The organism is Microbacterium sp. G2-16M, from assembly GCF_055809115.1.
In genome coordinates this window covers 3,219,589-3,234,323 of sequence record NZ_CM147897.1, presented here as the reverse complement: position 1 = coordinate 3,234,323, position 14,735 = coordinate 3,219,589, and the positions used below count along the sequence as shown (strand labels likewise).

Sequence of the window (14,735 nt, the reverse complement as noted above, 5' to 3'; positions counted from 1 at the left end):
GCGAGCCGCGCCCCGGGATAGGGTGACCGCATGCCTGTGCACGCCCCGCGATTCCAGCCGCCCCGCCTGACCGATCTCGAGGACGGCGACCTCGCGGACGTCCTTCCCGGCGACGCCTTCGACGGGGTGCGGTTCATCGGGGCATCGCTTGCCGACCGCGATCTGCCCGACCTGACGTTCACCGAGTGCGCGTTCGACGGGCTCGCCCTCGGCGGGTTGAGGAGTCGCGGCATCCGGATGGTGGACTGCACGATCGACTCGGCCGACGGCGCCACGATGTCGGCCGTCTCGGCGACCCTGCGCGACGTGGACATCAGCCACTCGCGCATCGGCTCGTTCGAGACCTACGGCAGCGGCTGGAGCGGCATCCGGCTCACCGGATGCAAGCTCGGATACGTCAACCTGCGCGGCAGTGCGCTGACCGACGTCGTCTTCGACGACTGCCAGATCGACGAGCTGGACCTGACATCGGCGAAGGCCACTCGCGTCAGCTTCGCCGGAAGCCGGCTCGGAACGCTCGAGGTGCCCGGCGCCACACTCGCGCACGTCGATCTGCGCGGCCTCGAGCTCTCGCGGATCGTGGGCATCGAGGGGCTGAAGGGCGCCGTCATCGACGAGACGCAGCTGCAGCAGCTCGCGCCGTTCTTCGCGGAGCAGCTCGGACTGACCGTGCTCTGACCCGAACCCGACCCTGTCCGCCCATCCCCGCTCCACCCGACATCCACCCGATTTCCAGGCTCCGGGCATAACGTCGCGAACGTGCCCAACGCAGCGAAGTGGAATGGAAGGCACCCACTCGGGGTCGTCGGCGGGCTGATCGGGCTCGTCGCACTCAGCGGCATCGCCGGGGTGCTGATCACGGCTGCCGTGACACCAGCCGTCGCGACGGCGAGCGCCGCGGCCACGACCGCGATCAACACGTTCGACAGCCTCCCCAGCGAGCTGCAGATCGACCCGCTGCAGCTGCCCACCACCATCTACGCGAAGAACCCGGCCACCGGCCGCGAACAGGTGCTCACGCGGTTCTACGACCAGAACCGCGTCCCGGTCACCTGGAACCAGATCGCACCGGTGATGTACGACGCGATCCTCTCCAGCGAGGACCCGCGGTTCTACGACGAGGGCGGCATCGACCTGCTCGGCACCACCCGCGCTGTGCTCTCCAACCTCCAGGGCGACAGCAACGTCCAGGGTGGATCCTCGATCAGCCAGCAGTATGTCAAGAACGTCCTCGTGCAGGACTGCTACGGCTCGGTCGACGACCAGAGTCTGACGCAGGCCAAGAAGGACGCCGCGATCCAGGCCTGCTACAACGAGGCCACCAACGACAACGGCCCCGAGGGCTACGCCCGCAAGCTGCAGGAGATGCGGTACGCGATATCCCTTTCGCAGAAGTACTCAAAGGACCAGATCCTGCTCGCCTATCTGAACATCGCGAACTTCGGCGGAGTGACGTACGGCATCGAGGCGGCATCCGAGTACTACTTCGGCGTGCATGCCAGCAGACTTGATCTCGGCCAGGCGGCCACCCTGGCGGGCATGGTCCAGAACCCGAACACCTACCGCATCGACCACCCGAAGGACCCCGCCAACGGCGACGCCAACCACTACGCCCTCACCAAGCAGCGGCAGGAGTATGTGCTGGGCCGGATGAAGGCGGGAGGCAAGATCACCGATGCACAGTACGGGGCCGCGATGAGGGCGCCGATCAGACCGAAGATCACCGCACCCACCACCGGATGCGCGAGCACGAGCGTGCAGTACTTCTGCCAGTACGTGACCTCGATCATCAGAAGCGATCCGGCGTTCGGCAAGACGGCGCCGGACCGCGAGCAGGCGCTGCGCCAGGGCGGCCTCAAGGTCTACACGACCCTCGACCCGCGCCTGCAGAAGGTCGCCCAGGACACAGTCGCGAAATACGCGCCCTCGAAATGGCCCGACTACGGCTACGGCTCGACGGTCGTGAACATCCAGCCGAAGACCGGCGACATCCTCTCCATCGCGCAGAACACGCACTACAGCACGACATCCTCGTCCCCCGACTCCGGACAGACCAGCGTCGTATATGCCGGAAACAGCATGCAGGGTGCGAACGGGTTCGAGGCCGGCTCGTCGTTCAAGCTGTTCACCCTGCTCGCGTGGCTGCAGGCCGGCCATTCCGTCAACGAGGTCGTGAACGGCAACGTCCGGGTCATCCCGCACATCACGAACTCGTGCCAGGGCGACTGGACGAACACGCACGACACGATCATCCAGAACTTCCGGCACGAGGCCGGCTACTACGGCACGCCGATGCAGTTCACCGCCCAGTCGCTGAACTCGGGCTACCTCGCGATGGCCGCCAAGCTCGACCTGTGCACCGTGATGAAGGATGCCACGAAGCTCGGCGTGACGCTGGCCAACGGCCACGGCCCGGTGCAGATGACCGACCTCTTCTCGGTGCTCGGGTCCAACTCGGTCTCGCCGATCGCGATGGCCGGCGCGTATGCGGCCATCGCCAACCACGGGAAGTTCTGCCAGCCGCGCGTCATCGCGCGGGTGATGGATGCCGACGGCAAGGATCGCCCGGTGCCCCAGCGCACCTGCGCCCAGGCGATCGACCCCGGCATCGCCGCCACGGCGGAATACGCCCTGCAGGGTGTGCTGCGCCCGGGCGGGACGGCCGCGGTCGCGAACCCGAACGATGGCACGCCGCTGTTCGGCAAGACCGGCACGCACAACGGTGAGCAGACCTGGCTGATCACGTCGAGTTCGGCGATGACCTCGCTGGTGTGGTCGGGGATCACCGACAATCACGGGGATCCGGACCTCGACATGTACACCTGGTATTACCGGGGCACCGACCTCGCCGAGATCCGCTACCCCATGTCGGAGCGGATCCAGCGCGCCGCCGACAAGTACTATCCGGGCGGGCCGCTGCCCGATCCCGAGGCGAAGCTGATCGTGTTCTCCGGCCACTACCCGAACTGGGGGCACACCGCCAAGAAGCACAAGGGCGACAAGGGTGGCGGCACCGGAGAGCACTCCTCGCCGGGGCCGACCAGCAGGCCGTCGCCGCCACCGGCGCCGACGACGAAGCCGTCGCCGCCACCGGCCCCCACCAAGCCGCCTCGACACGGGCACTGACGGGTTCGGCATCTGTGCGGTTCGGACCACCCCCGGCGATCGGGTAGACTCGAACGGTTGCCACGGGGTGTGGCGCAGCTTGGTAGCGCGCTTCGTTCGGGACGAAGAGGCCGCAGGTTCAAATCCTGTCACCCCGACAATCAAAGGCTCCACTGCGGTGGAGCCTTTGCTGTAGAGAGGACCCTGCATGCCGAGCCCCCGCCTGATCGCCTTCGATCTCGACGACACGCTGGCGCCGTCCAAGGCGGCGATCGACCCGCGCATCGGCGCACTGCTGATCGCGCTGGCCGAGCGCGTGCAGGTCGCGATCATCTCCGGCGGACAGCTCGCGCAGTTCACCACCCAGGTGGTGGACCGGCTGCCGGATGCCGCACCCGCCGTGCGCGACCGCATCCACCTGCTGCCCACCTGCGGCACGCAGTACTACCGGCTGACCGCGGACGGGGTGCGCACCGTGTACGCACACGCGCTCACCGACGACGAGAAGTCCCGCGCGCTGGGCGCCATCGAGGACGAAGCCCGCCGGCTCGGATACTGGGAGGCCGAGCCCTGGGGCCCGATCCTGGAGGATCGGGGCTCGCAGATCACGTTCTCCGCTCTCGGACAGCAGGCGCCGCTGCATGCCAAGTCGGTCTGGGACCCGACCGGCGAGAAGAAGAACACGCTGCGGGCGGCGGTGGCCTCACGGCTGCCGGATCTCGAGGTGCGCTCGGGCGGCTCGACCAGCGTCGACATCACCCACCGCGGCATCGACAAGGCCTACGGCATGCAGCAGCTGGCCGAGCAGACCGGCATCCCGCTCGACGACATGCTGTTCGTCGGCGACCGGCTCGACCCGGACGGCAACGACTACCCGGTGCTCGCACTCGGCGTGGCCTGCCAGGCCGTCACCGGGTGGGAGGACACCGCCGCCTTCCTCGATCGGCTCATTCCGACCCTGTAGGCCGCGGTTCGGTCGACGCGAACGGTCATCTTCCGCAGCCGATCACGACCATCTGCGTCGACCGGACATGCAAAGCGCGACCGGGCTGCGGCATCCACCCGCCGATGCCGGCGGTCCGGCTTCAGCGGGTGGTGCGTGCGCGCGGTGCCCGGGTCGGCGCGCTCCGCGCCTGTCCCGCCACCGGCGTCAGACGGGTCAGCTGCGTGACGTGCTTCGGCGTCAGCTCGCCGAGCGACGAGACGCCGAGCAGCTTCATCGTGCGCTCGATCTCGCTGCGCAGGATCTCGATGGTACGGTCGACGCCCTGGCGGCCGCCGGCCATCAGTCCGTACAGGTACGCGCGTCCGATCAGGGTGAACTTCGCCCCCAGGGCGACGGATGCCACGATGTCGGCGCCGTTCATGATGCCGGTGTCGACCATGACCGTGGCGTCCTTGCCCACCTCGCGCACCACCTGGGGCAGCAGCCGGAACGGGATCGGCGCCCGGTCGAGCTGGCGTCCGCCGTGGTTGGACAGCACGATCCCATCCACGCCCAGATCGATCAGCTTCTTCGCGTCCTCGACGTTCTGCACGCCCTTGATCACGATCTTGCCGGGCCACATCCCCCGGATCACCTCGAGATCGTCGTAGCTGATCGTCGGGTCCATCGCGGCATCCAGCAGCTCGCCGACGGTGCCGCCCGTCGTCGACAGCGACGCGAACTCGAGCTTGGGCGTGGTGAGGAAGTCGATCCACCACCACGGCCGCGGAATCGCGTTCACGATGGTGCCCAGGGTCAGCTGCGGCGGAATGGAGAAGCCATTGCGCTTGTCGCGCAGGCGAGCGCCGGCGACCGGGGTGTCGACGGTGAAGAACAGCGTGTCGAATCCGGCCGCGGCGGCGCGGCGCGTCAGCCCGTACGAGATCTCGCGGTCGCGCATGACGTACAGCTGGAACCAGTTGCGCCCGTGCGGGTTGGCCTTCTTCACCTCTTCGATCGACGTGGTGCCCAGGGTCGAGAGGGTGAACGGGATGCCGGCGGCTCCGGCTGCGCCTGCTCCGGCGATCTCGCCCTCGGTCTGCATCAGCCGGGTGAAGCCGGTCGGCGCTATGCCGAACGGCAGCGCCGACCGCCTGCCGAGGATCTCGCACGACATGTCGACCGAGGGCGCGGGCTTGAGGATGCCGGGGTGGAACTCCACGTCCTCGAACGCCTGTCGCGCCCGGGCGATCGACAGCTCTCCCTCGGCCGCGCCGTCGGTGTAGTCGAACGCGGCCTTCGGCGTGCGGCGCTTGGCGATCGTGCGCAGGTCGGCGATCGTCAGCGCGGCATCCAGGCGGCGCTTGCGCAGATCGAGTTCGGGCTTCTTGAACTGCATCAGCTCGAAGATGTCGCCGAGGTTCGGAAGCTGCCTGGTGACCATCAGCGGTCCTTTCGATCATGGGTGAGTCCGGCATGGGCGTAGTAGCCCGTGATGTGGTCGTGCACGAGACGTCGGGCGCGCGCCGGGTCGCCGAGGCCGATCGCGTCGACGATCTGGCGGTGCTGGGCGCGCAGCCGGGCGACCGTGTCGTCCCAATCGGGCACCCGCTGGGCGCCGGCGAGCACGTACGACTCGATCGCCTCGCGCAGGCCGGCCATCATGGCGGCCACCACCGCGTTGCCGGATGCCTCGGCCAGCGCGGTGTGGAACTGGGCGTCCAAGGCGAGGAACTCCTGCGGGGTCAGGTCCGCGGCATCCATCGCGTCCAGCACCGCGCGCGCGTCGTGCAGGGCGCCGGCGTCGGACTCGCCCGCATGGCGCGCGTCGGCAGCGGCGCGGGCGAGGTCCGCGGCGACGGAGGTCTCCAGGACGAGCCGGGTGCGCACGACGTCGTCGATCGGGAAGCCCTGCGCGGCCACCTGCAGCCGCAGCAGCGCCGACATTCCGCCCTGCGGGGTGGCGATGACGATCGCGCCCGAGGTCGGCCCGGAACCCGTGCCGGTGCGGATCAGTCCCATCACGTCCAGGACGCGCAGCGCCTCGCGCACGCTCGAGCGGCCGACGCCGAGACGCGCCGCGAGCTCGCGCTCCGGCGGCAGGTGGTCTCCCGGAACGAGGGCGCCGCCGAGCAGATCGGACTCGATCTTCTCCAGCACCACGCGCCACGCGCGCGCCGGGGCATCGGCCATTGCCGCCTCCTCTGTGGTCAGACCACTCTATCCCTGTGTGGTCTGACCACGCAAGGGCGGGGTCGCGCCGCTAGTCTGAGCACGTGGTTCCCCTCGGCATCGTCCTCATCGTGGCGGGCGCAGTGTGCGCGTTCTGCTGGATCGCCTCGCTGATCACCCGCGACACCTCCTGGGTGGATCGGCTCTGGTCGATCGTCCCCGTCGTCTATGCCTGGATCTTCGCCGGCGCCGCCCTGGCGAGCGGGTCCGATGCCACCCGTGCGGTGCTCATGGCGGTCCTGGTCACGCTGTGGGGCACCCGCCTCACCTTCAACTTCGCCCGCCGAGGCGGCTACACCGGCATGGAGGACTACCGCTGGGCGATCCTGCGCGGGCGCATGAAGCCCTGGCAGTTCCAGGTGTTCAATCTGCTGTTCATCGTGCTGTACCAGAACGCGCTGCTCGTGCTCATCACCCTGCCGGCGCTCGTGGCGGTGCAGCATCCGGCTCCCTTGACCGGGGCGGACGCGATCTTCGCGGTCCTGTTCCTCGGCTTCCTCGCGCTCGAGTTCGCCGCCGATCAGCAGCAGTGGAACTTCCACCGGGCCAAGAAGACGGCCGGCGGCCACGTCGAGCCGGGCTTCGCGACGACGGGACTGTTCCGGTTCAGCCGGCACCCGAACTTCTTCGCCGAACAGCTACAGTGGTGGATGTTCTACGGCCTCGGAGCGACGGCGGCCGTGGCATCCGGCGCCGGATTCTGGGGCGGGGCGGTGAATGCGACGATCATCGGCGCGGTGCTGCTGAGCATCCTGTTCATCGGGTCGACGATCTTCACCGAGTCCATCTCGGCCGCCAAGTACCCGGCGTACCGCGAGTATCAGCGGACCACGTCGATGCTGGTGCCGTGGCCGCCGCGGCACTCCGGCAGGGCCGCCGAGCGGGCATAGGCCTCAGCCGACGCGACCGCCCGACTCGCGCAGGTAGCACTCCGCGCACATCGACTCGTACGTGACCCGGTCCGCGGTCAGCTCGTCGATCGCGACCTGGTCGCCCTCGAACACGAACCGCCCGCCGACCAGCCGTGCGTTGAACAGCGCCTTGCGCCCGCAGCGGCAGATGGTCTTCAGCTCCTCCAGGCTGTGCGCGAGTTCGAGCAGTCGGCGCGACCCGGGGAATGCGCGGGTCTGGAAGTCGGTGCGGATTCCGTAGGCCAGCACCGGCACGCCGTCCAGCACGACGATCCGCAGCAGGTCGTCGACCTGCTCCCGGGTCAGGAACTGCGCCTCATCGATGAGCAGGCATGCCACGTCTGCCGTGGATGTCGGGATCAGGGCGGTCTCGGCATCCTGCCGCACCCGTGCCCGGTGGCGGCCGAAGACCTCGCGCAGGTCGTCGTCCGGACGGATCAGGAAGTCCACCTCGCGCGTGACGCCCAGCCGGCTGGAGATGCGGTCGGCGTGCTTCGTGTCGATCTCGGGCTTGGCCAGCAGCACGGTCTGCCCGCGCTCCTCATAGTTGTAGGCGGCCTGCAGCAGGGATGTGGACTTGCCGGAGTTCATCGCCCCGTACCGGAAGTAGAGTTTGGCCACCCGCCGAGTCTACGGACCCGGCGGGCAGTCGCACTCCGACCGAGACTGCTACTCCGTGTGCCGGCGGCGGCGGACGGCCAGGAGGATGCCGATCCCGATCATGACGGCCGCCGCTGCCAGCGCGCCCCAGGCGATCCCCGACCCTCCGGTGACCGGCAGGTCCTCGGCGGCGGTGAAGGTGTTCACGAACTGCGCCACCGCCGCCTGCTCGACCGCCGCGGACTGGATCGTGACGGTGACCGGCGGCGGCGTCTGGTCCGCGCCGCCGTCATCCGTCTCGGTGACGGTGCACACGGCGCCGACCGGCAGCGGCGCGATCAGCTCGGAGCGCAGCACCAGGCTCGTGCCCGTCTTGCGCAGCGTCACCGTGTCGGTATACGCCTGGTCATCGCCGTTGAACGCGCACACGACGCCGAACACGAACGGCCCTGTCGCGCTGGACGCCCCCGTTCCGTCGATCCGCTTCAGCACCTGCAGCGCACCCGCGCCGTAGGTGTTGGTGACGGTGATGGTCGCCGGCGCGTCAGGGTCGTCGGTCGCGACCACCGGGCCCGAGCCGTCGCCGTCGGCAGCCGGCGGATCATAGGTGACCTCGGTCGCCTGCCCGGTGTCGGTCTCGATCGCGGAGCAGTCGGCGCCGGAGAGCGTGTCGATCTCGGCCGGCGTGCCCGGCGCCACCTCGACCATCACCGGGAAGCCGGGGAGCACGGCGCCGTTCGCGCTGCAGGTGACCGCGATCGGGAACGTGTCCGGGGCGAAGGCCGCGGCGTCCCCGTCCACCTGCTTGTCGACGCGGATGACCGCCGGATCGAACGAGTTGGTCACCGTCACCGTGGCGGTCTGATCGGCATCGACCGAGATCGGACCGTCCGGGTCGATGGCGACGGTCGAGGCGCCTCCGTCGTCGGTCTCGGCCACGGTGCACTCCGCGCCCGCCGCGATGTTCACCACGCGGGCGCTGAGCGGTGCCCCGCCCCCGAGGGTGACGCTGCCGTCCCAGACGGTGCGCGAGCCGGTGGCGTCATCCAGCGTGCAGTTCAGCGACAGGACGAACGGGCCGGCGCCGTACACGTCGGCGACGTCTCCGGTGACCTGCTTGACCAGGTTGATCGCGCCGACGTCGAACGTGTTCGTGATCACGGCGGTGTTCGCCGTACTGCTCGTGTCGGGGGCGAGTTCGATCGGCGCACTCGTGCCGTCGGTGGAGACCGGATCGTCGCTGCCCGCCGTGGTGACGATCGTCGTGGATGCTGCCCCCTTGTCGTCGGACTCGGCGATGGTGCAGGATGCCCCGGCCGGCAGGCCGGTGAAGGTCACCGTGGCCCCGTCGGACAGGTCCGCCGTCATCGGACGCAGCCGACCGTAGCCGGCGGCGTACACCGGGTCGCCGAGGAACGTGCAGGTGACATCCACGGTGAACGGACCGTACGGGATGGGCGTGCCGTCCTGGTCGGTCGCGATCGACTCCACCGCCTTGGTGATCGCCAGCGAGGCGTAGTCGTACGTGTTCGTCAGCGTCACGGTCTCGAAGTCGGCGATCTCGCGTTGGACGGTCGCCGTCGTCGAGCTCGACGACGTCTGACCGCTGTCGCCGTCGTCGGCGAGCGTACAGGTGGCGTGGTAGGGCAGGTTGTAGACGGTCACCGGGGTGTCCGGGGTCAGCGTCATGCCGGCCACGTCGGCGGGCAGTGGGACATTCTGACCGGCGGACGTGCACGACAGGGTCACCGGGAATGCATCGGGTGCGTACTCCGCCGCGGCATCGCCGTCGAGCGTCTTGACCACCTGCACGCCGCCGTGTGCGAGCCCGACGCCGACGCGCGGCGGCTCGGTCGTCAGCGTGTACGGTCCGCCGCCGGCGATGCGCGCACTGGTTCCGACGGTGTTGAAGGCGTAGGAGTCGGTCGCCGAGAACGCCGTCGTGTTCGGTGTGTCGGCGGGTGAATACGCCGGTGCCGTCATCTCCACGTCCACGTCGAATGCGGCCGCCGGCTGCACGGGCCTGTCCGGCAGGAACTCGGTCTGCAGACCGGTCACCGTGTCAGGATCCACCGGCAGCGGCTGGCCCGCCGGCCACTCCGTCCAATTCAGCGCGGGGCAGAGCAGTCCATCGTTCACCACCGACGGGCCGTCGCACCATCCCGAGGTTGCGGTCGTGTAGTACACCGTGAGCGTGCCGGTCTGGCCGTTCGCGAGCGTCGGGCGCTGTCCCGTCAGCAGCGGGCGCCACTGGCTGCCGCGATCCAGCGGGGCCGTCGCGAGCTGGTCGCCGGGAGCGGGCAGTCGGTCGATGCCCAGGATCCGATCCAGGGGCAGGTTGCCGCTGTTCGTGAAGTGCCAGCGCCAGGTGATGTCGCCGCCGGGTTCGGCGATCGGGATGCAGGGGCGGGAGTAGAAGCCGTCCGCGTCGGCCGTGCAGGGCGGCGTCGCGCGGGTCCAGAGCGGGTCGACGTTCACGCCGAGCTCGTCCGACCCTTCGGCCTGCACCTGCTTGGTCACCTTGACCGCGCCGGCCGAGATGACTGTGTTGGTCGCGTCGGCGCCGCACTGCGGCACAGCCGGATCTTCGGCCGTGCCGTTGCAGGTGTCCCACGGTCGATCGGCCGTGATGTCCACGCTGTTGGTGAAGGCGGTGCCTGCCGCGAGCCCATCCCGGGTGACGGCGTTGAACGTGATCGTGTACGTCTCGCCGACCGGGATGCTGCTGCCCGCGGGGAAGGCGAAGGTGATGCCGGATGCCGACTCCGTGATGGTGATGTCCGCGGAATCCGTCGGCATCTCATCGTCCCCGGTGAACGCGAACGTGTAGCCGGGATCCGGTGCGAGTTCGATCGTGGGGCCCGTGGCATCCGTCGGGAAGTCGTCGGTGATGACGGGATCGACGATGTCGACGTCGCCCGAGTTCAGGAACGTCATCGTGTATGGGAAGGGCGACCCCGGCGACTTGGTCTGGCCGTCCGGCGTCTTGGCGACGGTCACCGCGTTGTTCGCGTGGTGGTAGTGGATCACGGCGTCGGCGTCGTCCGACCCGGTCAGCGGGTTTCCGTCGGCGTCCACGTCCGAGCTGGTCACCGTGGCGGTCGTCGTGTTCGTCGCATCGCCTGCCACCGTCTCGCCTGGTGCCGGATCGCTGCCGGCCAGATCTGAGGGGACCGGGCCACCGGTGCGCAGCGTGTCGCGCCGCGTCACGGTGAACGTCGCGGTCTGGGTCGGGGTGGCCGGGTTCTCCCAGTTGGCGCCGTCGGTGCGGCTGAAGTCGAACCGGATGCCCTGCACCTGGTCGGCGGTCACGCCCGGCGGCAGCGCGACGGTGGTAGCCGGTGCGACCACGGGCACGGTGCCCAGTTCCCAGTGTCCGCCGGTCAGGACCGGGTCGCCGGCGCCGTCGACCGACCATGTGCCGCCGACATAGGCGTCCACCGTCACCTGATTGACCGGGTTCACCCAGGTGATCGGCGCGAGACCGGCGAAGTCGTACTGGTTGAAGAAGGTGGCGGCGTTCGACGACGCGCTGTCTTCCAGGTTCATCGCGACGGTCCGCGACGGCCCCGCCGGCTTGCCGCTCAGCGTCACCGTGACCGGGCCGGTGGACGGCTCGGTGAGGGTCGTCGGGTCGAACGATTTGCCGGCGGTCACGTCGATGCCCTGGGCGACCAGATCGATGTTCGCCTGACGATAGGCGTTCGCCGCGTCGGTGTAGCCGGGGAAGTCGACCATGTCGGCGGTGCTGACGTGCGCCTGGTCGCACACCGAGCCGGCAGCCGGTGCCGTGCCGTCATCGCGGGATGCGCTGCGCAGGCGCATGTCGAAGGTGACCGTGGCGGTCGGCTTGGTCGTGTCGGTGGCCGCGTCGATCCGCCCGGTGTAGGTGATCGTCATCGAGGTCACATCGACCAGCTGCGTCTCCGTCAGCGCGAGGGCCTGATCGCGGGTGTAATCGGTCGTCGAGGCGCCCCGGGACAGCGTGACCGTCACGTCACTGGCACCGATGTCGCCGGGTGCGGTGATCGTCGCGAAGTCGATGAGGTTGAACCGGTCGAACGGGCTGGTCGTGCAGGACCCCGCACCCTGGTCACTGGTGTCCGCATCGACCAGCGTCAGCTCGTCGACCTTCGACGGAGTCGTGTTGGTGCCGGTGAGCGTGACGCGGCTGGTCGGGTAGGCGGACTGCGGCACGCCTTCCTCGGGTATTCCCAGCGGGCCACCCGTCCAGGTCTTCGTCCCGTCCACGGTCACGTCCACGTCGGTGATCAGGATCGTGTCGGCGTCGGTCCTCGTGAGGATCGGATCGGTGTCATCGGCATTCCAGTAGGCGGTCGCACGGACGGTGTTGTTCACCACGCCCGGCTCGCCGGCGACGTTGTACGTGTCCGACGCGACGACCGGCATGGTGGCGTTGCTGCGCCGGACGTCGCGCAGTTGGAACACCGGGTGGATGTGGCGGTTGTTGCCGGTCGAGGCGGCCACGCCGCTTCCGACCGGCGGGGCGTCAGGGTCGCCGAGGCGGTCGACGCGACTGGGGCTCTCGATGTAGGTCAGGCGGAACCCGATCGTCGAGGCGATCTCATCGCCGGTGAGCTGGACTCCCGGGAACGTGCCGTCGCACGCGTCCGGGCAGGGATCGTTCGCGGCATCGACCCAGCGCCCGAGCGCCGGGTCGGTGCTCCCCGCCGGAAGCTGGAACAGCTCTACACCCGTGATCTGGTCATATGTCAACAGCGGATCCTGCGACGCCGTGATCGGGTCGATGCGCTGCAGGTCCCAGGTGTCGAACACACTGTCTGCCACCGGGGTGGTGCGGGCATCCTGCGTGTCGCTGATCACGATCCTGCCGGTGCCGCTGTATCCGTTCGTAGACCAGGACAGTGTCGCTCCGACGTCGGTCTGCGACCGTTCGACCACGCTGTCCGCATCCCAGGCCTTGTCGATCGGGTCGATGCTTCCCGGGTCGACCGGGGTCAGATCCACGTCATCGCACGCCGGGTCGGACTGCGCGTCCGGCGCAGTGGGCGTCGAGGCCGACGACACCGCGCAGTCGGTCAGCGTCGCCGCCGTGCTCGGCGGAACGGACGGGTCGAGCGAATACGAGAGGTTCGGACCCACCGACGTTCCCGGCGGGAAGCCGCCGGAACAGCCGTTTCCTGCGGGGGCGGCGGTGTAGATGAAGCGGATGCCGGTGGCATCCGTCGCGACATCACTGGGGATGACGCCGTTGTAGATGGTGGCCCCGACGATTGCCCCCATGCCCGGCACGTCCTGCCACGAAGAGCCATCAGCGGTGGTGGAGTACTGCACGGTCATCGTCGAGCACGCGGGTACCGGCGTGGCGATCACCGCATTCGGATTGAAGGAGTCGTACCACGCATTCGCATCCGGCATCGTCGCCGGATCCTGAACGATGATCTGGGCCGCGTCCACGGTCGAGTCGGGGAACGGCAGCAGCCGGCCGCTGAGCTGCGCGGTCACGTTCTGCCCCGGGAACGCCGGGATCGTCGATGGGTAGAGTCGCTTGCCGACATCGACCGCGATCCGGTCCTTGATCGTCCTGATCACCGCGATCGCGGTCGCGTCACCGGAGTTCGCCCCGCGCTCGCCGGTCACGCGCACCATGTTGAGGTGGTAGGACTCCTCCAGGGTCTGATCCGCGTCCGTGGTGACGACGAATGGAACCGTCGCCTCGGCCCCGGGATTGATCGATCCCGTGAACGTCGCCGAGAAGCCGGTCACCGGATCGCACCCTGCCGGCGGTGCCGGCAGGGTGTTCGCCGTCGTGGTCGTCAGGGGCGCCGCAGGAGTCCCATCGCAGGTGTACGTGACGGTCGCGGAGGTCGCGGCATCCGGCCAGACGATACCGCTGGTCGCCGGATCGGCGGGATCCCCCGTCCCCATCTGGGTGAAGACCAGCCCGCCCCCCGGGGCGAGGGGATTGACCTCGGCGAACGCCGGTTCGGTGATGGTCAGCGACTCCAGCGGGTCGTCCGACGCGTTGCCGCCCTTGAGCGTCACGGTGCTGGGGTCGCCGGCGTGCACGACCGAGGGGCTGAACGACTTTCCGGCCGTGACGTCGATCTCGTTGGCGGGGATGCGGTACGTGGCCGATGCCGGATCGGACCGGGCCTCGTTGCCATCGGCATCGGTCACCGTCGTGTCTGCGAAGTTGGTGATGGTCAGCGGAATCTCGTCGTCGGGCACCAGCGCCTTCTGATCCAGGACCACGTTGACGCCGCCGGAGGCGCCCGCGGGGATGGCGGGATCGCTCGTCGACGTGAAGACGAGTTGGACGCCGGTGATGTCGGCGGGGTCCACGGCGGCGGGGAGGCTGGGGTTGTCGGGGTTGTCGGCCACCGGCCCGTCGACCCACGCCCCCGCGGTGCTGTCGTACACGCGGACCTGCACCGTGTCGGCGCCCTCCGGCCACGTGATGGGGTCGGTGTCGGCGAGTCGGTTCACCTCGAGGTAGGTGAAGGGGTTGCCGTCCGTCGGAGGCGTGCCGTCCGCCTCGAGCACCGGGTCGCTGATCACCATCGAGCTGACCGGGACGTTCGATGCATTGGTCCCGGTGACCGTGGCGGTCGTCTCGGTGCCGACGACGTTCGGGCCGCCGTCCGGCGTGATCGTCTTGGTCGTCGTGGCACCGAGAGTCGACGGCACGCTCAGGGTGACGGCGGCGCTGCTCTGCTTGTCCGTCGCGTTGTCCGCGGTCATCGTCGCGGTGTTGGTGAGGGTCGTGCCGTCGGCGGAAGGCGGGATGTCGTCGTCCACGCGTACCGGCACCTGGACGGTGACCACGTTGCCGGGTGCGAGGCCCTGCTGCCCTCCCCCGAGGTCGTCGGTGAAGGTCAGCCTCAGCTCGGTCGCCGTGGAACCGTCGGTGTAGTTCGCGGTCCCGGTGACGGTCGGCGTGCCGGCGATGCTGATGTACTGCGGCATCGGGTCATCGA

The 14,735-nt window shown here is 69.2% G+C and carries 8 protein-coding genes and 1 tRNA gene; 5 read left to right on the top strand and 4 right to left on the bottom strand.

Going from position 1 to position 14,735, the window contains the following annotated elements; translation table 11 throughout:
* Positions 1-30: 30 nt before the first annotated feature.
* From AC0L6F_RS15230 to AC0L6F_RS15215, 4 genes are all read left to right on the top strand, one after another.
* Positions 31-678 carry a pentapeptide repeat-containing protein gene (locus AC0L6F_RS15230; protein WP_274637400.1) on the top strand — a complete coding sequence of 216 codons (648 nt, stop codon included), beginning with the start codon at positions 31-33 and terminating at the stop codon, positions 676-678.
* 81 nt (positions 679-759) lie between these two features.
* Positions 760-3,126: a transglycosylase domain-containing protein gene (locus AC0L6F_RS15225; RefSeq protein ID WP_473538526.1), complete on the top strand. Its 2,367-nt coding sequence runs from the start codon at positions 760-762 to the stop codon at positions 3,124-3,126.
* Positions 3,127-3,189: 63 nt separating this feature from the next.
* A tRNA-Pro gene (locus AC0L6F_RS15220) sits at positions 3,190-3,263 on the top strand.
* Positions 3,264-3,313: 50 nt separating this feature from the next.
* On the top strand, positions 3,314-4,069 hold the full coding sequence (locus tag AC0L6F_RS15215) for an HAD-IIB family hydrolase (RefSeq protein ID WP_473538525.1): 756 nt from the start codon (positions 3,314-3,316) through the stop codon (positions 4,067-4,069).
* Positions 4,070-4,190: 121 nt separating this feature from the next.
* Here the strand turns inward: AC0L6F_RS15215 and AC0L6F_RS15210 are convergent, their stop codons facing one another.
* Both AC0L6F_RS15210 and AC0L6F_RS15205 read right to left on the bottom strand, forming a co-directional pair.
* A complete protein-coding gene (locus AC0L6F_RS15210) occupies positions 4,191-5,474 on the bottom strand; it encodes an alpha-hydroxy acid oxidase (RefSeq protein ID WP_473538524.1) in 1,284 nt (427 codons plus the stop codon).
* On the bottom strand, positions 5,474-6,223 hold the full coding sequence (locus AC0L6F_RS15205) for a FadR/GntR family transcriptional regulator (protein WP_473538523.1): 750 nt from the start codon (positions 6,221-6,223) through the stop codon (positions 5,474-5,476). Before AC0L6F_RS15205 ends, AC0L6F_RS15210 begins: the two co-directional genes overlap by 1 nt.
* A gap of 83 nt (positions 6,224-6,306) precedes the next feature.
* Here AC0L6F_RS15205 and AC0L6F_RS15200 point away from each other — a divergent pair, with 83 nt between their 5' ends.
* Positions 6,307-7,152 carry a DUF1295 domain-containing protein gene (locus AC0L6F_RS15200; RefSeq protein WP_473538522.1) on the top strand — a complete coding sequence of 282 codons (846 nt, stop codon included), beginning with the start codon at positions 6,307-6,309 and terminating at the stop codon, positions 7,150-7,152.
* 3 nt (positions 7,153-7,155) lie between these two features.
* On the opposite strand, the gene AC0L6F_RS15195 is transcribed toward AC0L6F_RS15200, so the two are convergent.
* Entirely contained in the window at positions 7,156-7,794 is a 639-nt protein-coding gene (locus AC0L6F_RS15195) for a thymidine kinase (RefSeq protein WP_473538521.1), read from the bottom strand.
* 48 nt (positions 7,795-7,842) lie between these two features.
* Positions 7,843-14,724: a DUF5979 domain-containing protein gene (locus AC0L6F_RS15190; RefSeq protein WP_473538520.1), complete on the bottom strand. Its 6,882-nt coding sequence runs from the start codon at positions 14,722-14,724 to the stop codon at positions 7,843-7,845.
* Between the last annotated feature and the right edge of the window lie 11 nt (positions 14,725-14,735).

Coding starts and splice junctions, on each gene's coding strand:
- AC0L6F_RS15230 (WP_274637400.1), top strand. CDS start 31: ATGCCTGTGCACGCCCCGCGATTCCAGCCGCCCCGCCTGACCGATCTC.
- AC0L6F_RS15215 (WP_473538525.1), top strand. CDS start 3,314: ATGCCGAGCCCCCGCCTGATCGCCTTCGATCTCGACGACACGCTGGCG.
- AC0L6F_RS15210 (WP_473538524.1), bottom strand. CDS start 5,474: ATGGTCACCAGGCAGCTTCCGAACCTCGGCGACATCTTCGAGCTGATG.
- AC0L6F_RS15205 (WP_473538523.1), bottom strand. CDS start 6,223: ATGGCCGATGCCCCGGCGCGCGCGTGGCGCGTGGTGCTGGAGAAGATC.
- AC0L6F_RS15190 (WP_473538520.1), bottom strand. CDS start 14,724: ATGCCGCAGTACATCAGCATCGCCGGCACGCCGACCGTCACCGGGACC.